A 17,502-nucleotide genomic window follows, 5' to 3' on the forward strand; every position below is an offset into this window, starting at 1 on the left:
AATGACGTCAATGGCGCACTCACAGTCCGCGGCCGCCGAACTGGATGAATTTATCCAACCTGGTTGACTTTTAGCCAAAATACTTGGTCGAAACTGGCTTTCAGACTGTCTCCATAAGCGTGTCCGAAAGCACATCCTCGGAGAGCGCCCCCGGTGCGCCTATTGCGACAAGCCTTGTTTCGGGTTTGCGGTCACCCCAAGCACCATCCCGTGCGATGTCCATTCGTTTTCCAACCACCTGAACAAGAATGCGATGATCTGGATCCTCCTCGCTGAAAACAAAACCCTTGAGGCGATAAACGTCGCCCGGAAGCTTCCGAATTGCACTCCGGAGGGAAAACAGGCTTATTGGGCGTTCAGCTTTCATCATAGTTGTTGAGAAGCTGTCTGAGTGATCAGAGTGGTGGCAACCACAATCTGGCCCATGTTCGTGATGATCGGGTATTTCTGTTTCGAGCTGTTCGGCGGCAAAGCGACCGACTGAAAGAAGTATGTCCAGAGGGACGTCTGCGTTTACAGCTTCGACAAGACGATAGCGACGGAAGCGAGAGCCAAGCCAGTCGTGCACCTTCTGAACTGTGGCCCTGTCGACAAGATCAACCTTGTTCAAAATAACCATGTCCGAGAACGCAATTTGACGAAGCTTCAATTCCATTTGTTCTGGCGCAGCAAATAGCTGTTCCGCATCGACAAGACACATAATGCTGTCCAAGCGGATCATGTCCCGGAACCGTTGATCCGTAAACGTCATGGCGATTGATGATGGATCCGACACTCCGCTTGCCTCAAGGACGATGTATTCTGGTTTCTCAGGCCGAGCGAGAACAGCTTCTACCGTTTCAATCAGATCATCTCGTATCGAGCAGCAAACGCACCCATTAGCTAAGCTCATGACATCATCTTCGAGGCCAACCACCAAGTCGGCGTCTACGTTTATTGATCCAAAGTCATTCACCAGGACTGCCACTCGTAATCCGTGATTACCGGTAAGGATGCGGTTCAGAAGCGTTGTTTTACCGGCTCCAAGAAAGCCGGTAAGGATCGTAACAGGGATCGCAGAAGTCGAACCAAATTCAATCATTGTTCGATCTCCTCTCAGTCTTCATCACGCGAGCCGATTACATCCGAAACTCTGATGGTAAAGTCTTGCGGCCAGTCCCCGCCGGGTGCTCGGAAAACGTCAGTTGGGTAGTATTCGCGTGGATCGATCTCCATATCTCGATACTTCTGGTCTTGCTGGTCTGCGCGAGTGAGTCTTGGGTTCGGTAATGTGATTTCATCCGGAAGCTCAATACGCCCGGCCTCGGCCGCCGCAGCCAGTTCACGAAATGGTGGCACTGTACCGGATTTTCCGGGCAGTGCAGCTTTCCTGTACCAGATTGCATCCTTGGTCACGTTCACAACGGCTACATCGAGACCCCATTGGAACAGACCGTCATAGTGGGCGCGAATACCAGCCAGCATTTCAGCGTCGATGTCTTCATCCTGGGTATAGTGTGTCACCATTCCCAAACGCGGCCTTGTGTCAGCAAAGAGCTTACCCACGGCATAGTGGGAGGTGTGATGCGTATCGATAGTGTAGTTAAAGAGATCTTGTGGGATACCGTATTTGTAGGTCATCAACTGACCAATGTCCTGTCCCGACATTTCGGTTACAAAAACATCAACACCTTCGCCGTATTTCCGTGAAAGCTCATCCGGGCGACCATCGCCTGTCCATACAAAGCTCAGACCATTCCAATCGAGCCGATACCCAACTGCGCCGTCCTTGGCGTGGCTGCGCGGCCAGGACCGAACAGTCACACCGTCTTGGTCATAAACGATGCCACCTTCCTGGCTGAAATCGAACTCGTTGACTTCGATCTCATAGCCATCACCAATTGGGAACACATCGAATGCTTCAAGGTGCCATTTGAGCATCTGCTGCATGCCTTTGACCATCCCAGCTGTGCCAAGCTCGGGTGTCCGACCGGACGGGCCGTGAATACGAAGTGGAGTGTACCCTCCTGACCAGGCCCGGAAAGGGTATATGTAAGGGATGTCGGCATAGTGGTCGACATGCAGGTGAGAGATGAAGATGTCGTTGATCAGCTGCCCCGGCACCTGCATGGCAATGATATTGCGGACACAACCGGATCCAAAGTCGAAGAAGAACCGTTTTCCATTTCCCAACTCTACCATGATACACGTACCCGCCTGATCTTCGCGCGGCGGATAGGGTGTCGAGCCACAGAATGAGATGCGCATCTCATCTGGTCCCAACTCCTCACTAAGTGGAAAATAGTTCGCGTTTGAGCCTGTCATGTATTTGGTCGGGCGGAAATACTCTGGCAAAGAGATACCACCTGCGGGTCGCCCACCGTATGGGTTCTTGAGTGTTTCTCCCAGCGGGCCGTCTCCTTCGTGGGCCTCGGCACTCCCCGCCGCAAACCCAGCCGCCCCTGTCGCGGCAGCTCCAGTGGCTAAACCCTTAAGAACACTCCGACGTGAGGGGTCTTCAATTTGGTCTGTCGCCTGAACTTGTTTGTTCTCCAGATCTTTCCCATTGTCTTCCTTGGTCATGGTTCGGTCCTCAGTTAAAAGTGTTACGAAGATTGCGCTTCACCATCCGGCGAAGCTCGTTCACGAGTTCAGATCTGATGTGGGCCCATTCCGCACGCTCTTGAGCTGGGGTCGAAACGTCATCCAACAGCTCGGAAGCTTTCTTAAGGTCTTCGATAACCTCTTTGAGCAAAGCATCCGTTTCGATACGCCCTGACAACGCCTCGGACAGTTCTGCAATTTCTTTTGTCAGGTCCACCGCCACTGGATAAATCCCGGCTCCCACTATCTATTCTCACATCGAAATGAGTGCGGTTGACCGCGCACGCCAAGTGAGTCACCGTGAGTTGGGGGTGAGTTTGCCTTGAACAAAGCCAATGAATTGCCGATAGATCAACATGTTGAGCAGCCGTCGCCGGATCTTGTCCGGGAAGCACTCGAACGCGTTGTATCGAGCGACGAGTTTCAAGCTTCGCCCCGTCTCCAGCAGTTTCTTACATACGTAGTCGAGGAAGCTATCGCGGGTCGTGGTCCCCAGATACGAGGTAAAGCTATCGCTGTGGAGGTCTATGAGCGTCGCATTGATGGCACTGGCGGTCAAAACCTCGTTCGCGTCGAAGCCAGGCGGCTACGTCGACTGCTACACGCGTTTTACGAAGAACAATGGGACGGTGACGGTGTTCGCATTTTTGTTGACCCTGGCGGATACAAGCCGCGGTTTTCCTACGAACCTACAATCGAAGACCGAACATCAAGTGAACTGAAGATCGACAATCCAGTTGGCCTTTGGCGTTCGCTGAAATTGCTGCCAGCCGGACTGGGTGTTCTTGCATTAGTCGCTGTGCTTGGCACTTGGATGAGCCAGGATTACAGGGAGGTTGTTCCAACGACTCAATCCATCGAGAAAGCAGAACGTGCAGCACTGGGAGAGCATTCGTTGACAAGACTCCAGGCGGCCAACCTTGCGGACCAAGCCCGAGGCATGTTTTTTCCCGTTTTTGATGTCAAGCGTCAGCAATTAGCACTGGGAATGTTCCAGCACGCGATGGAACTCGACCCGGCCCTGTCTGACGGTTATGCCGGATCAGCGCAGGTCCTGGCGATCCTGGCGGTGTTGTCGCCGGATGAAGCACAAAGGGATGATTTCTTCAATCAAGCCTCAGAAATGTCAGGAAAAGCGCTTCAATTGTCCCCGGCCGACGCCTGGGCAAACAGCGCAAACGGTTGGGTGCTGGCTGTCAAAGACCAGCCAAACGAGGCATTGAAATACGCAAGGATGTCGGTCGAACTGGCGCCGAATGATGGCCATATTCTCGACCTTGCAGGTATCACCGCCATCTTGGCTAACGCCCCGGAATTCTCTGCCGAGGTTAGCAACCCGGATAGACCCAAATCAGGATCCGGTAGGTTTGGTGCGAGAAACATCTGGGGCGTCTCGCAACTTATGCTCGGGAACTACGAAAATGTTGTTGAAGCCTTTCAGGGAGCGCCAGCTGCTGGAGCGCCAGTCAGTGCTCCTTCGCTCTTGTTCCAAGCCGTTGCGCACGATCAGTTAGGAAATTCAGAAGAAGCACGACGGCTCGTTGCTGAAATGCGCAGGACATGGCCTGAGTTTCCGTCCGAGTTTCTCGCCGACAGGATTTTCCACAACGACATCAATACGCGGAACATAATACTAGAGGCACTGAGCAGATACTGACGAAACGTATCGCGACTATTGCCTCGAAAAGAGCGTCAAAATCTATTCAAATAGTTCCGCTTCGAAAGGGTAAGATGCCGATAAAATCGGCGATTGAACCGGACTACGCCGTTTGTGGATTGAGGGTGGACATTGCAGACTTGCAGAGTCTGCCTGCCGCGCATAGCCGCCGCTCATGAGGCGCAGTGTTGCTGATGCAGCGAACGGCAGTTTGGTGGCCAATTTGCTGCATCAGCTAGAACTCATAAAGTGACTAATGGCGGTAGTGGCTCTATCTGCCGAAATTGTCTGGACTTTGGTCCGTAAGAAAGCGGTACTGAAATCGCCAATATTTGCCCGGAACAGCCGGGCTCCGCTCAGTACAGGGCGCAGGATCAGCCTGTGTCCTTAGAGTGGAGACATAAATGACAGCTTCATCCGATACAGAAATCAATAAATCGCCTGCCAAATCCGCGCGAAACAAACTGACGCGTCAGCAACAATTACAGAAACAGCTGTGCCGCAAGGCAGGTGCCACGATTGCGCAGATGCGGAACGCCTTTGGCTAACAACCGCATTCAGCACGCGCAGCGATTTCGATGATGCGCAAGTCAGGACATATTGTTGAGCGATCAGGATCTGACAAAAGCACAGTCTACCGGATTGTGAAGGCGCGCCGGTGGTTGGCGATGATCAATGATGGCAGAGCTTTCTCAGAAATCGTTCAAGAAGAAGGTAGCTCCAAACGCCGGGTGCAGGATGTGGTCGATCTGGCCATGCTGGTGCCTGATGCTCTGGATGCCATCGATTCAGGCGAACAAACTGATGGCCTGACAATGGACTACCTGATCAAGTCGGGATTCCCGGTGATCTGGTCATATCAACACAAGCGCTTCTCTGCCCTCTGATCTGCCGCCTCTCCGAAACACACCAAACTCGTACCGTCGGAATCGCGACCTGGGACTGTGGTCGGAAATCGACCACTGTTGCGCACACGCTCGGGTCTCAGTTGAAATTGCTGGATCTTAAGTCGCTGAAAACACGCTATAATCGGCGTGCAACTTCTCGGTATGTGATTTCCGGGAAATCATGGCTGGGGTGGTAGGATTCGAACCTACGATACACGGTACCAAAAACCGCTGCCTTACCACTTGGCTACACCCCAACGGTGAGCGGCTATCTACGACTGTTGCTTTCAGGGTTCAAGGGCTTTTTTGGACAATTTTGATGTGGATATGCAATTTAGTTTGATGGCGGTTGGATCGTCGGGATGGTCGAGTAGGGGTCAGGCGATTGTTTGAGGCGAAGCTAGATCTCTAAAACGAAAATCCAACTGGCAATCCTTGGTTTTGCGGTCGCGAGATACAATCCGCAATGCGCCACAACGCTCGTTCCTGCGACTGCGTTTCAATAGCACAAGAATTTGATTAAATTATTGATTAATAGAGATAAAAATTACCTTTATTAGTTGAATGTCTTTGGCTTCGGACCTAGCTAGATAAAGTCCGCTAACCAGCACGAAAAAGGAGCGAGCAATGAAACTGAACCCGCAAGTTGCAGAAGCATTGAATAAGCAGATCAACAATGAGCTCCACGCTTCGTACACCTACTTGGCGATGTCGGCTTATTTTGAGGCGCAGGATCTGCCTGGATTCGCCAGTTGGTTTCGGGGGCATTCTGCCGAAGAGGAAACCCATGCAATGCGTATATTCGACTTTATCGCCAAGCGGGGTGGGAGGGTAAATCTCGACGGCATCGCAAAACCGCAAACGGACTATGAATCACCCGTTGATGTACTGGAGCAGGCGCTGGCGCAGGAGCTAACCGTGACGGGCCAGATCAACGCGTTGTTTGAGCTGGCGCATGAGGTCAAAGAATACAGCACACAGAATATGCTGAACTGGTTCCTGGCCGAACAGATAGAGGAAGAAGACCTGTTCACATCGATCCTGGATAAGGCCAAGGCGGCCAGCGGGGACCGATGGAACCTGCTGTTGTTGGATCAGGAACTGGCAAAACGCGGCAGCGCTGCAGGCGCGGAGTAGCTCAGTCGGCGCTGTCGCGCACGCACGTCATTCCCGAATCTCGGCGGGGTCGACCCCCCAAAGATTGCTTTTCAGGGTCCAGCCCCGATAGCCGCCTGCCGAGATGCGGCACCAATCGGGTGAGCACTTTTCAAGCCGGGCGACGACGCCGGTTTCAAAATGCGCGTTCACCTGCGACTTGGGATCGGGCATCGCGTAAACCGGCAGCAAGTCGGCTTCGATTAGGACTGTCCGCACACCTGAAAGCAGCGCGTAATGCACCCAACCCCCGGCACCGTCGCGATCCTGAACCTTGCGCCAGTTTCCATATTCGGCCGTGATCTGCAGCGGCATGCCACGGCGTTTGAACACCCAATCGATTCGGTGAGTCAGCGAAGGGCCGCGACGGACATTACCCTCGGCGGCTTTCATCGAGACATATCGTGGAAGCGGTAGATTCGTCACTGGACCGCGTTTTTCCTGCGCGGACACGGCCACTGCGCCGTGCACGAGCAGGAAAACCGATATCAACACCACAAAATGGCGATTCACTGAAAAACTAGCACTCACTGCCTGTCTGCTCTTATGCCTGTGGATCGTATGCAAAAAAGGTTGAGACGATGCCCAAGGGGTTCTTGTGCCCCGTGTAATCCTGCGCCACGATGCCATGGCGCGCGGCAGTTTGCAAAGCGGTAGGAGGGTCAAGGTGCCAAGAGAACGTCTGAGTGTTGTCGTTACGCGACGGTTGCCCGAAGCGGTGGAAACACGGCTAAGCGAGCTTTTCGATGTAAAACTGCGTGACACCGACGATCCCATGACTCGCGAAGAGCTGGTGGCGGCAGTGAACACAGCAGATGTGCTGGTTCCGACGATAACCGATACAATTGATGGCGGTATCCTGGGGCAGGCTGGTGAGAAATTGCGACTGATCGCCAATTATGGTGCCGGTGTCGACAATATTGATGTGGCGACGGCGAGGCAGCGCGGGATCCTTGTCTCGAACACACCAGGAGTACTAACTGACGATACTGCAGATATGACTTTGGCTCTGATCCTGGCGGTTACACGACGTATCCCCGAGGGGTTAGGTGTGATGCAAAAGGGCGATTGGGCCGGTTGGGCCCCGACGGCCTTGCTGGGTGGCCGGGTCGGTGGTCGCCGCTTGGGTGTTCTTGGGATGGGCCGGATAGGGCAGGCCGTTGCGCGACGTGCCAGCGCGTTTGGAATGCAGGTCCACTATCACAACCGCCGCCGGTTGCGCCCCGAGATTGAACAGGAACTGGAGGCGACCTACTGGGATAGTCTTGATCAGATGGTGGCGCGGATGGACGTCATCTCGATCAACTGCCCGTCGACCCCTTCGACCTTTCATTTGATGAATGCGAGGCGTTTGAAATTGATGAAACCCACGGCCGTGATCGTGAATACATCACGCGGTGAAGTCGTCGATGAGAACGCCCTGACACGCATGATCCGCGCCGGTGAGATCGCAGGCGCTGGTCTGGATGTTTATGAACAGGGCACGGATGTGAACCCGCGCCTCCGGCAATTGCCGAATGTGGTGCTGCTGCCCCATATGGGCTCGGCTACGCTTGAGGGTCGGATCGAGATGGGTGAGAAAGTCATTATCAACATCAAGACCTTCGAAGACGGTCATCGCCCGCCAGATCAGGTTGTGCCTGCAATGCTTTAGGCTGTGGCCTGAGAAAAGGGGAACGCAATGGTGCAGGCAACCGCTTTGCCGCGAAACGAGGCCGGGATCGACACGGCGCTGGGAATTTTGAAGCAGAGGTTCGCAGACCGGCTGCAATCTGGTGCTGCGATCTGCGAGCAGCACGGGCACACGACAACGTGGATTGAAAACCAGAGTCCGGACGCAGTCGTCTTCCCGCATTCAACCGAAGAAGTGGCCGATATCGTCAGGACCTGTGCCGAGCACAAGGTGCCAGTCATCCCATTCGGAACAGGCACCTCGCTCGAAGGTCATGTGAACGCTCCTGCTGGTGGCATATCCGTCGATCTGAGTCAGATGAACAAGATATTGGCGGTCAATGTCGGTGATCTAGATTGCGTTGTCCAACCGGGTGTCACCCGAGCCGAATTGAACACCCATCTGCGGGATCAGGGGTTGTTCTTCCCGATTGATCCGGGCGCGAATGCGTCGCTAGGTGGCATGGCCGCGACACGCGCGTCTGGCACCAATGCTGTGCGTTATGGGACAATGAAAGACAATGTGCTTAGCCTTGAGGTCGTGATGCCGGACGGGCAAGTGATCCGCACGGGGCATCGTGCGCGAAAATCTTCGGCGGGTTTTGATCTGACCCGCTTGCTAATCGGTGCCGAGGGCACGCTGGGAATAATCACCGAAATCACATTGCGATTGCAGGGTATCCCCGAGGCCATCAGTTCAGCCCGCTGTTCGTTTCCATCGGTGGATGCAGCCTGTCAGGCTGTGATGATGACTATTCAGTATGGTATTCCGGTTGCGCGGATCGAATTGCTGGATCAGATGTCGGTCAAAGCTGCAAACGCTTATTCGGGACTGGATTTGCCAGAAACGCCACTGCTGCTGCTGGAATTTCACGGTTCGGACAGCGGTGCAGCGGAACAGGCAGAGACCTTTGGCCAAATCGCGGAAGAATTTGGTGGCAGCGATATCACCACCACTACGACAACCGATGAGCGCAACAAGCTGTGGCAGGCCCGGCACGATATGTATTGGGCCAGCCTACAACTGCGCCCAGGCGCGCGGGGCATTTCTACGGATGTATGTGTTCCGATCTCGCGTTTGGCCGAATGTGTGACCGCCGCACAGGATAATGCCGCTGAATTGGGTTTGCTGGCCCCGATCGTGGGTCATGTTGGTGACGGTAACTTCCATACACTTCTGTTAATCGACATGGATGACGCAAAAGAGGTCGCAAGTGCAGAGGAATTCGTCGGTTGGCTAAATGATCTTGCAATTGCGATGGAGGGCACCTGTACCGGAGAACACGGAATCGGGCAGGGTAAACGCCCCTATCTGGTGAAAGAACTTGGTGCGGCGACAAATTATATGGCGGCGATCAAAGCAGCGCTGGATCCCGATAACATCATGAATCCGGGCAAGGTACTCTGACCGCGATTGTTGGGCTCGGCCATAACAGCGCCTCAATTTTAGGTGAATGATCTGGGAAAGAGCAGTATTTGATTCCGAGGTTATTCATGGGCGCGTTGCGTTTCATTGGGTTTTTGCTGATTGCCGTCGTGGTTGTCGTAGGTCTGGATTATTATCAGCAGGATAAGAAAGTCGAAGGCAGGTTGTCCTTCAACGGATATGTCGACACGATTAATCAGCGGTTCAACTTGTATCAGGCGGAGCTAGCCGCGGAAGAAGTTGAACGCGAAAGGCAGAAGCGTTGGCGTGAGGGGGCCAAGCCGTACCTGCCGGATTCGGGCGAAGGATGGGTGCGTCGTTCGATCGTGGATGCAGATTTTACACGCGATGCCCGAGAAGGTGTTTTGCAGGACGGAATAAGTGAAGCTGCTCGTCCAATTGCAAAAAGAGTTGCTGTGCAAGAGACCGAACAACTGGCCAGAAAACTCGATAATTCTAGTTGGGTCTACGAAAGCGGCGAGCATACGGTCTGGCTACAGGCGAAACTCAGGAAAGACGCTAAATCCAATACACTGACTGGCAACATCGTCAGGTCTGTCGAAGGGTTGGGCGCAGGATCGAGTGGCTACACTCCATTCGGCATAATTGGTGGTGCTGCGTATTTCAGGTTTGAAAACAGCCGATACAAACCCGTCACAGTGAAAGATCGAAAGTTTTGGTCAATGATCACGGCGAGCCTGACGGACCTTGAGGTCGAACCTCGGTTTGAAATCTACAAGGCTACAATCGGACTGGGCGAAGAAATTCGTTTACAAGTCTATTCCGATGCACCAGCGCCTATGCTGCGAGCGTTTCTGGATCGACTGGATTATGACGGATTGAACGCACTGCTTCAAAAGCAAGTGCCTGGCGTCGGCAACGATACCGTTTTTGATGCTGAACGAGAAAGTGAACTGGCGACAAACATGGCCGCCTTGCGCGGCGAGTTTGTCAAGCTTCGCAGCGAGCTGGCGCGTTTGAAGCTAGAAAACATTGATGGGTTGTCTCTTGTCGCAAATACTTTGGCCGCGCAATACGGTTTGCCGGCAGACACCTTCGACTTGACCGCGAACAGAATCGAATCTGCGGATGATTTGGTCCAGGTCGGATACCGCAAAGGACTGACAGATTTGCTTGAAGACGAGATGCAGCAGGCAGACAGAGATGACGAGGGTTTCTTTGGAAATTTGTTCGCCAAATTCAAAGATCAGGAAACCTCTGAAGAAGTCGCATCTGTAGACGAAAATGAAGGCTTCCTGTCCGGATTGTTGTCAGCCTTTGGTAGTTCTGATTCCGAAGCAGAAACTGCCGTGCGGGTAAACCGAGGCGGTTCCGGAACGGGCATTGATTGCGCAACCACCGGAACGTTCAAAAGGTGCAAATTGGGGGGCGGATAACACGTCAGATCGACTGTTGGAAAGCGACCTGGTGCAACGCTCAGGTCGCTTTTCTTATATCACTGGTCGGATGAATGTCGCGTCGAGCCCCTCAAATGCGCCATATGGTGTCAACTGAATTCAAGGGGAGACACCCGGCTATGAAAACCCAAGTCAAAGCACTGGTCGTTGGCGGCGGCGCCGTCGGGACCTCGATTGCCTATCACCTTGCCAAAGCGGGCTGGGATGATGTGATGCTGATCGAGCGGGACGAACTGACTTCCGGTTCCACCTGGCACGCAGCGGGCCTGTTGCCGTTGTTTAACATGTCGTATGCCACGACCCACATCCACAAGTACTCAGTCGATTTCTACAAGACACTAGAGGAAGAAACCGGCCTGAATGCAGGCTTCGCCGTAGTCGGAAACCTGCGTATGGCACAGACACAAGAGCGTATGGATGAATACATGCTCTATGCGTCCACAGCGGAGACTTGTGATGTTGCATATGAGTGGCTGACGCCCGAGCAAATCAAGGAACGTTGGCCTCTGATCGAAACTTCGGACTTGAAAGGCGCGATCTATCACACTGAAGACGGCTACATTAACCCTGCCGACGTGACCCAGGCGATGGCCAAAGGTGCGCGTCAGCGCGGTGTCGACATCGTTCGCAAGATGCAGGCCGATGCGTTCCACTGGAACGGTACTCACTGGGAAGTCACCTGCACTAAGATGGTCGAAAAGGGCGGCAACCTCATTCCGTCAGATGAGCAGGTTGTGATCACCGCCGAACATGTCGTGACCGCGTCGGGCAACCACGCACAGCGGACCGCCAAAATGCTGGGCATCAAGATGCCCGCAATCCCGGTCGAGCATACCTTCATCGTCATGGACAAAGACCCTGAGCTGGTCAAATGGCGCGAAGCAGGCAACCCCGAGCATCCAGTTGTGCGTGATGCCGACAACGAGTCCTATGCGCGTGAAGAACGTGGCGGCTGGATTCTGGGTATCTACGAACATGGCGCTCCTGCGCAGTTCGAACACGGCGTGCCGGACAGCTTCCGCGCCGACCTGTTCCCGCTGGATCTGGATCGGATCGCCGATCAGTACATGGCGATGGCCGAACGCGTGCCTTCCTGCGCTGAGTCCGGTTTGAAAGACGATTTCAACGGCCCGATCTGCTACACACCTGATGGCAACCCGCTGGTTGGTCCCGCTCCGGGGCTGCGCAACATGTGGCTTGCTGAAGGCTTCAGTTTTGGCATCACCGCTGCGGGCGGCACCGGTTATTATCTGGCTCAGATGATGGTCGATGGCGAAGCCGAGATCGACATGGCTTCGCTGGACCCCAAGCGGTACTCGTCCAGCTGGATGACCACCGAATTCGCGGCGCGCAAGAACGAAGAGTGCTATGAGCACGTCTACATCTTGCACCACCCGGATGAAGAGCGTGAAGCTTGCCGACCGCTGCGTACCGTTCCGGCTTATGACCGTCAGAAAGCGCGTGGCGCACAGTTCGGCTGGGTCAACGGTTGGGAACGTCCGAACTACTTCGGACCACTGGACGCTCCGGACAACTTTGACAAAGAAAGCCGCAGCTTCCGCCGCGGTGGTTGGTGGCAGTATGCCGTCGAAGAAGCCAAAGCGATCCGAGAAGGCGTTGGCCTGATCGATGCGTCGGCCTTCACCAAGCATGTCGTCAAAGGCCCCGGTGCGACCCAATTCCTGGATTGGTTCACCTGCAACAAGCTGCCCAAGGTCGGTCGCATCAACCTGACCTACGCGCTGACCGCGCACGGCACCACCCGCACCGAATACACCATCGTCCGCAATGGCGAGAACAATTACTACATCGTCTCTGCCGGTGCCTGGACCGAGTACGACGCCGATTACCTGCGCAAGGCGGCCGAGGACAAGATGGAGGAGTTCGGCTACATCGAAATCCAGGACGCGACCACCCAGTGGGGCGTCTTCGCGATCGCTGGACCCAAGTCGCGTGACGTTCTGAAAGAGATCATCAAGGACGCCGATCCGGAAACCGCACTGTCCAACAAACGCTTCCCATGGTTGTCGGCGCGTCAGATTGAACTGGGCATGTGCCCAGTGAACGCGATCCGCGTGGCCTATACCGGTGAGCTGGGTTGGGAACTGCACCACCCGATCGAGATGCAGAACTATCTGTTCGACCTGCTGGAGAAGGCCGGTGAAAAGCACGGCATGAAACTGGTTGGTGCCCGCGCCCAAAACTGGCTGCGCCAGGAGAAATCCTATCGCGCCTTCGGCACCGAACTGGGCCGCGACGCGACCCCGCTGGAAGCTGACCTGCCGCGCTTTGTTGATCTGTCGAAAGACTTTTATGGCAAAGCCAAGCTGGAAGAGACCGGCGTGCGCGTGAAGTGCTGCACTCTGCTGATCGACGGACCGGACGATGCCGACCCCTGGGGCCGCGAGGCGCTGTACACGCCGGAAGGTGAGCGCGTGGGTCGTTTGACCTCGGGCGGGTACTCGGTGGCGTTCGAGAAATCCATCGGCATGGGGTATGTGAAGCCTGAGCTGGCGGTCGAAGGCACCAAGCTGCAGGTCAAAATGCAGGACAAGCTGTGGGATGCGGTCGTCACTTGTGACAGCCCGTATGATCCGAAGAACGAGGTCATCCGCAAGGACGGCTGACGCTTTTTAGAAATAAGGCGGTACTCACGTAGCACCGCCTACCAAAAGCCCGCTCTCGGTGGGCTTTTTTCATGCGCTCAATTCATCAAAGCAGTCTAGTGACTTGGCGGCGTACATCATGGACGGCCCACCGCCCATCTGGATGGCCATTGCCAGAACGTCCGAAACCTCATCGCGGGTGGCTCCCGCCTTGGCCAACGCCTCGGAATGCAGGGTAATGCAAGGCTCACACCGTACTGCGATTGACATGCCTAACGCGATGAACTCTTTGGTTTTGTAGTCCAGCGTCCCGCCTTCCTTGACAGATTTTCCCAGCGCCCCGAAGGCACGCGCCGTATCAGGAATGGCTCCGTTAAGGTTACGCAAGCTTTTGCGCGTTTCGTTCAGTGAATCCTGCCAGCTCATTATAACGTCCTTCTTGATACATATGATAATCTGCATATGAATGATGAAGAGCAAAGCAGACTTTGATCCTGATCAGATTCCAGTTTTTTGGGCGACAAATGCCAAGTTGTTCGCAGGCATCTTTACGATTTCGACCAATTCGAGGGCGTTGTCCTTTAACATAGACAATATATGTGTGTCGTCTTTGTACCCGATCTCAGGGTCTTGTTGGACCAGTGCGTCGTGAAATCGCTGGTCGCCATCGCTTGTCAGGTGTCCGTCACGTTTGAAAGGGCCATAAAGCACCAAACGCCCATCCGTTTTCAGAGCGCACGCTGCTTCGGCAATGAGGGTTTCAGCCTCGGGCAAACTGATCAGGTGCAAGAGGTTGACCAGTAAAACCAAATCTTGCTGCGCCATTGTTTTGTGCCAACCCTCCGCAGTTGCATCCAGATGAACGGCTGCGGCGGTATTTGGTAAACCCTTGGTGTACGCATCGATGCTGGCGCGCCGTTCGGAGGTGACTTCGCTGGGTTGCCAATGCAACCCGGGCATCCGCTGGGCAAAGGCCGAAATGTGTTGTCCGGTTCCACTGGCCAGTTCCAGGGCCTGTCCTGATGACGGAGCGACCCGTGCCAGAAGATCGCACAGCACAACCGTGTTTCGGCTGGCGGCTGGGGCGACGAGTTTGCTGCCGTCGCTCTCGGTGGCGACGCTGGCATTTGAGGGCAGTTTGCGTTTTGTCATCGTTACAGCCTACCGGGTGTCAGCGCTTTCACAATCGCCGCATCAAGGCGCGGCGACGCGCCAGTCACAAGATCCGCCACAAGTTGCGAGGCAGCAGGAGCGGTCTGAAACCCATACCCTCCCTGTGCTGCCGACCAGATAAACGATGGATCGGTTGGATCAGGTCCGAGGACCAGCGTGCCATCGGCAACAAAACTACGTAACCCCGCCCAATTGGTTTCTACCCGAGTTACAGTTTCAGTAACCATCGCTTCGTATCGTGCCAGTCCTTCTGCGAGAATCATGTCATCGGCGTAAGCGTCATGGGGTGTGGTTGGGTCCGCCTCGCAAGGCGAGACCAGTAGCTTGCCCGCATCAGGTTTGGCGTACCAGCTCTCGCCTGCGCCCAGCATCATTGGCCAGTTTCGCAGGTCATGTCCGCCCGGTGCGGGGATGCGCGCAATCGATCGACGGTAAGGTGTGATCCCGATGGGGGAGATTCCTGCCATCTGCGCCACCTCATCGACCCAGGCTCCGGCGGCATTTACCAGATTGCGTACCTCAAAGGATTCTGAGGTTTCGACGGTCCAATGAACCGATTTGCGGATGCTGCTGACCCTCTGACGGGTCAGGACTGAACCGCCATTCTTGCGGACGGTTCGCGCAAAGTCCTGCAGGACGCGATCTGTATCGATATCATATGCGCTATTACTTATGGCTGCATAACCGACAGTTTCAGCATTCAGGACAGGAATGTGTCCGATGGCATCTTCCGGCGAAATCTCTTGCACACCAAGATCTTGGGCGTCTTTTTGAAACAGCGCCTGTTGATCCCTTCCGCCAATCAGCATCAGGCCGCGTGGTGTGAGGTACGCATTTGTTTCAAAGAACGCAGCACTTGCCTCGTTCAATGCCTTGACCGAGTTTGGACCGTAACCCTTTTCGAACAGGGCAGCTGAACGACCCGAAGTATGATATCCTAATCCGTCCTCGGCCTCTAACACCGTGACTGTGCCGTGCTCTGACAGGCGCGCACCTGCGCTTAGCCCGGCGACACCGCCACCGATTATCAGAAAATCAATCATGCGTTTTGTTCCGTTTCCGGCCGCCAAGTGATCGAGGCGGTGGTAAGTTGACTGGCGACATTGGCGGACCATGGCACGCGTACTGCCAAACGAAAAGACACAAGCCCACCGCAATGGAAACTTGATCGTAGGCGGCCAGCCTGCTTTTAGTGCAAACAACAAAAGATTCGGAGGCGGACGTGAACGCGGCAGATATTCACCCGATGGCAACGGGGCACATTCCGTCATATGTGACACAGGCAGATGGTAGCGACTTCCTCTTCACCTTCATGTTGTTTTTTACCGTCGGGATGGTCGTGCTGATCGGGGTTGCCTACTTCACGTTGCATTCGATCCCGGAAAAAATGGCGCATGAAACCAATCACCCGCAATTCCAATTGGTTGGGATTCTGGCGCTTTTGGCTTTGTTTACGCATAACGGCCTTTTCTGGGTTGCCGCCATCCTTGTGGCTGGGTTCCAGTTCCCTGATTTCGCGGCACCGCTGCGCTCGATTGCCGATGCCATCCGATCTTTGGCGCCTGGGCAGGACAAAGAACACGCTTCACCCCCTCCTGAGCTGGAAATTGAGCCCGAACAATCCAAACCCTCCGAACCGGCAGCACAGGGGCACTGAACAATGATCGAGACGATGCTGTGCGCCCTGATTACCGTGCTTCCTGACTATCTGTTTCGCCGCTTTGTGCAGGGCAAACGGATCGGACACGAGATCACGCTGTTCACCATGTGGTACGAGTTGCGCTGGGGGCTGACGACTTGCGCTATTTTGGCGCTAACCGTTATCACAACGCTGTTCTATTTTCACCCGTCCAGCAAAACAGCGGCTTCCTACTTCCGGACGGTAACGATTCTTCCGCAGCTAGGGGGGCGCGTTTCCGAAGTCTACGTGCGCAACAATGAGCAGGTGACAGCTGGACAGCCGATTTTCCGGATCGAAGACTTCACGCAAACCGCGCAGGTCGAAGCAGCGCATGCCCAGATTGCTCAGGTTCAAGCCTCGTTGAAGGTGGCGGAAACCGATCTGGCCGAGGCTGAGGCCGGGATTGCAGGCGCGCGCGCAGCTCTGGATCAGTCGCTCGAGGATCTGGAACGCAATACCACCCTACGTGACGAGGGATCCAGCGCGGTGCGCTTGGCCGAGATTGATCGGTTGGAAAATCTGGTTGCCGAGCGTGAAGCGCAGGTCAAAGCAGCCGTCTCAAAGCGCGCAGCGGTTGTACAACAGATCGAAGAGCTGATCCCGGCCCAACTTGCCAGTGCCAATGCGCAGCTGGATGCGGCATTGACCGAGTTGGACAAGACTGTGGTCAACGCTGGAGTGACGGGCAGGGTTGAACAATTCGGGCTTCAGGTCGGCGACTATGTCAGCCCTTTGCTGCGCCCGGCGGGTATTCTGGTGCCATCCTCCTCCGGACATGACCGATTCCAGGCGGCGTTCAGTCAGCTTTCGGCCCAGGTGGTCAAACCGGGTATGATTGGCGAATTGGGCTGCATGACCAAGCCCTTTACCGTTATCCCGGTGGTTGTCGTCGAGGTGCAGGATGTGATCCCATCAGGGCAGATCAGGCCATCTGATGAGTTGCGGGACGTGCAGAGCAACACCAATCCGGGTTCGATCCTTGTCTACCTTGAACCGCTCTACAAAAGCATGGCCGATGATGTGCCTCCAGGCAGCAACTGTCTGGCGAATATCTATACGGATAATCATGCAAAGCTGGAGGATGAGAGCCTCGGCTTCTGGGAAAAATCGTTCCTGCATGTGGTAGACACGATTGGCGTCGTTCATGCGGCAGGCCTGCGCCTGCGACTGATCCTGATGCCAGTGAACACTCTGGTGCTGGGCGGACACTAATTTCACGCCCTAGAACCTAACCATTGCGGCGAT

General features: G+C 54.9%; 17 protein-coding genes and 1 tRNA gene. 10 read left to right on the plus strand and 8 right to left on the minus strand.

Annotation, left to right across the window (positions count from 1 at the left end; genetic code table 11):
• Positions 1-100 precede the first annotated feature (100 nt).
• From ACR0NE_RS08705 to ACR0NE_RS08715, 3 genes are read right to left on the minus strand one after another with little or no spacing between them, the layout of a single operon-like run.
• A complete protein-coding gene (locus ACR0NE_RS08705; protein WP_170594379.1) occupies positions 101-1,081 on the minus strand; it encodes a CobW family GTP-binding protein in 981 nt (326 codons plus the stop codon).
• Positions 1,082-1,095: 14 nt separating this feature from the next.
• Positions 1,096-2,562, minus strand: a complete 1,467-nt coding sequence (gene gntH, locus ACR0NE_RS08710; protein ID WP_480459580.1) for a guanitoxin biosynthesis MBL fold metallo-hydrolase GntH — start codon at positions 2,560-2,562, stop codon at positions 1,096-1,098.
• Positions 2,563-2,572: 10 nt separating this feature from the next.
• Positions 2,573-2,827, minus strand: coding sequence for a hypothetical protein (locus tag ACR0NE_RS08715; RefSeq protein WP_170594381.1), 255 nt, complete (start codon positions 2,825-2,827; stop codon positions 2,573-2,575).
• 78 nt (positions 2,828-2,905) lie between these two features.
• Here ACR0NE_RS08715 and ACR0NE_RS08720 point away from each other — a divergent pair, with 78 nt between their 5' ends.
• The 3 genes from ACR0NE_RS08720 to ACR0NE_RS08730 all read left to right on the plus strand — a co-directional run bounded on the left by ACR0NE_RS08720 (position 2,906) and on the right by ACR0NE_RS08730 (position 5,127).
• Entirely contained in the window at positions 2,906-4,240 is a 1,335-nt protein-coding gene (locus ACR0NE_RS08720; RefSeq protein WP_170594383.1) for a tetratricopeptide repeat protein, read from the plus strand.
• A 404-nt stretch (positions 4,241-4,644) separates the two neighbouring features.
• Entirely contained in the window at positions 4,645-4,788 is a 144-nt protein-coding gene (locus tag ACR0NE_RS08725) for a hypothetical protein (RefSeq protein ID WP_170594385.1), read from the plus strand.
• 120 nt (positions 4,789-4,908) lie between these two features.
• Complete coding sequence (locus tag ACR0NE_RS08730) at positions 4,909-5,127, plus strand: hypothetical protein (protein ID WP_170594387.1); 219 nt, start codon at positions 4,909-4,911, stop codon at positions 5,125-5,127.
• 182 nt (positions 5,128-5,309) lie between these two features.
• Here the strand turns inward: ACR0NE_RS08730 and ACR0NE_RS08735 are convergent.
• Positions 5,310-5,384, minus strand: a tRNA-Gln gene (locus tag ACR0NE_RS08735).
• 370 nt (positions 5,385-5,754) lie between these two features.
• Here ACR0NE_RS08735 and ACR0NE_RS08740 point away from each other — a divergent pair.
• Positions 5,755-6,264: a ferritin gene (locus ACR0NE_RS08740; RefSeq protein WP_170594389.1), complete on the plus strand. Its 510-nt coding sequence runs from the start codon at positions 5,755-5,757 to the stop codon at positions 6,262-6,264.
• A gap of 27 nt (positions 6,265-6,291) precedes the next feature.
• Here the strand turns inward: ACR0NE_RS08740 and ACR0NE_RS08745 are convergent, their stop codons facing one another.
• The gene (locus tag ACR0NE_RS08745; RefSeq protein ID WP_480459646.1) at positions 6,292-6,774 is read right to left on the minus strand and encodes an SH3 domain-containing protein; all 483 of its coding nucleotides are present in this window, start codon (positions 6,772-6,774) and stop codon (positions 6,292-6,294) included.
• A 175-nt stretch (positions 6,775-6,949) separates the two neighbouring features.
• Between ACR0NE_RS08745 and ACR0NE_RS08750 the strand changes: the two genes are divergently transcribed.
• The 4 genes from ACR0NE_RS08750 (at position 6,950) to ACR0NE_RS08765 (ending at position 13,424) form a co-directional block, all read left to right on the plus strand.
• The gene (locus ACR0NE_RS08750; RefSeq protein ID WP_170594391.1) at positions 6,950-7,936 is read left to right on the plus strand and encodes a 2-hydroxyacid dehydrogenase; all 987 of its coding nucleotides are present in this window, start codon (positions 6,950-6,952) and stop codon (positions 7,934-7,936) included.
• 27 nt (positions 7,937-7,963) lie between these two features.
• Entirely contained in the window at positions 7,964-9,361 is a 1,398-nt protein-coding gene (locus ACR0NE_RS08755) for an FAD-linked oxidase C-terminal domain-containing protein (RefSeq protein WP_170594393.1), read from the plus strand.
• 86 nt (positions 9,362-9,447) lie between these two features.
• Positions 9,448-10,776 carry a hypothetical protein gene (locus ACR0NE_RS08760; RefSeq protein WP_170594394.1) on the plus strand — a complete coding sequence of 443 codons (1,329 nt, stop codon included), beginning with the start codon at positions 9,448-9,450 and terminating at the stop codon, positions 10,774-10,776.
• A gap of 140 nt (positions 10,777-10,916) precedes the next feature.
• On the plus strand, positions 10,917-13,424 hold the full coding sequence (locus tag ACR0NE_RS08765) for a GcvT family protein (protein ID WP_170594395.1): 2,508 nt from the start codon (positions 10,917-10,919) through the stop codon (positions 13,422-13,424).
• Positions 13,425-13,493: 69 nt separating this feature from the next.
• Here ACR0NE_RS08765 and ACR0NE_RS08770 read toward each other — a convergent pair whose 3' ends face one another.
• The 3 genes from ACR0NE_RS08770 to ACR0NE_RS08780 form a co-directional block, all read right to left on the minus strand.
• Complete coding sequence (locus tag ACR0NE_RS08770) at positions 13,494-13,829, minus strand: carboxymuconolactone decarboxylase family protein (protein WP_170594396.1); 336 nt, start codon at positions 13,827-13,829, stop codon at positions 13,494-13,496.
• Positions 13,830-13,901: 72 nt separating this feature from the next.
• On the minus strand, positions 13,902-14,555 hold the full coding sequence (locus ACR0NE_RS08775) for a DUF938 domain-containing protein (protein ID WP_170594397.1): 654 nt from the start codon (positions 14,553-14,555) through the stop codon (positions 13,902-13,904).
• A gap of 2 nt (positions 14,556-14,557) precedes the next feature.
• On the minus strand, positions 14,558-15,619 hold the full coding sequence (locus ACR0NE_RS08780) for an NAD(P)/FAD-dependent oxidoreductase (protein ID WP_170594398.1): 1,062 nt from the start codon (positions 15,617-15,619) through the stop codon (positions 14,558-14,560).
• 203 nt (positions 15,620-15,822) lie between these two features.
• Between ACR0NE_RS08780 and ACR0NE_RS08785 the strand changes: the two genes are divergently transcribed.
• Both ACR0NE_RS08785 and ACR0NE_RS08790 read left to right on the plus strand, forming a co-directional pair.
• Positions 15,823-16,233 carry a hypothetical protein gene (locus ACR0NE_RS08785; protein ID WP_170595262.1) on the plus strand — a complete coding sequence of 137 codons (411 nt, stop codon included), beginning with the start codon at positions 15,823-15,825 and terminating at the stop codon, positions 16,231-16,233.
• Positions 16,234-16,236: 3 nt separating this feature from the next.
• Complete coding sequence (locus ACR0NE_RS08790; protein ID WP_170392496.1) at positions 16,237-17,469, plus strand: HlyD family secretion protein; 1,233 nt, start codon at positions 16,237-16,239, stop codon at positions 17,467-17,469.
• Positions 17,470-17,502 lie beyond the last annotated feature (33 nt).

The organism is Ruegeria sp. C9, assembly GCF_056537585.1.

Excerpts from the sequence above, each read along its gene's own strand:
- ACR0NE_RS08705 (WP_170594379.1), bottom strand. The coding sequence starts at position 1,081 with ATGATTGAATTTGGTTCGACTTCTGCGATCCCTGTTACGATCCTTACC.
- gntH (WP_480459580.1), bottom strand. The coding sequence starts at position 2,562 with ATGACCAAGGAAGACAATGGGAAAGATCTGGAGAACAAACAAGTTCAG.
- ACR0NE_RS08725 (WP_170594385.1), top strand. The coding sequence starts at position 4,645 with ATGACAGCTTCATCCGATACAGAAATCAATAAATCGCCTGCCAAATCC.
- ACR0NE_RS08730 (WP_170594387.1), top strand. The coding sequence starts at position 4,909 with ATGATCAATGATGGCAGAGCTTTCTCAGAAATCGTTCAAGAAGAAGGT.
- ACR0NE_RS08740 (WP_170594389.1), top strand. The coding sequence starts at position 5,755 with ATGAAACTGAACCCGCAAGTTGCAGAAGCATTGAATAAGCAGATCAAC.
- ACR0NE_RS08755 (WP_170594393.1), top strand. The coding sequence starts at position 7,964 with ATGGTGCAGGCAACCGCTTTGCCGCGAAACGAGGCCGGGATCGACACG.
- ACR0NE_RS08760 (WP_170594394.1), top strand. The coding sequence starts at position 9,448 with ATGGGCGCGTTGCGTTTCATTGGGTTTTTGCTGATTGCCGTCGTGGTT.
- ACR0NE_RS08765 (WP_170594395.1), top strand. The coding sequence starts at position 10,917 with ATGAAAACCCAAGTCAAAGCACTGGTCGTTGGCGGCGGCGCCGTCGGG.
- ACR0NE_RS08770 (WP_170594396.1), bottom strand. The coding sequence starts at position 13,829 with ATGAGCTGGCAGGATTCACTGAACGAAACGCGCAAAAGCTTGCGTAAC.
- ACR0NE_RS08775 (WP_170594397.1), bottom strand. The coding sequence starts at position 14,555 with ATGACAAAACGCAAACTGCCCTCAAATGCCAGCGTCGCCACCGAGAGC.
- ACR0NE_RS08780 (WP_170594398.1), bottom strand. The coding sequence starts at position 15,619 with ATGATTGATTTTCTGATAATCGGTGGCGGTGTCGCCGGGCTAAGCGCA.
- ACR0NE_RS08785 (WP_170595262.1), top strand. The coding sequence starts at position 15,823 with ATGGCAACGGGGCACATTCCGTCATATGTGACACAGGCAGATGGTAGC.
- ACR0NE_RS08790 (WP_170392496.1), top strand. The coding sequence starts at position 16,237 with ATGATCGAGACGATGCTGTGCGCCCTGATTACCGTGCTTCCTGACTAT.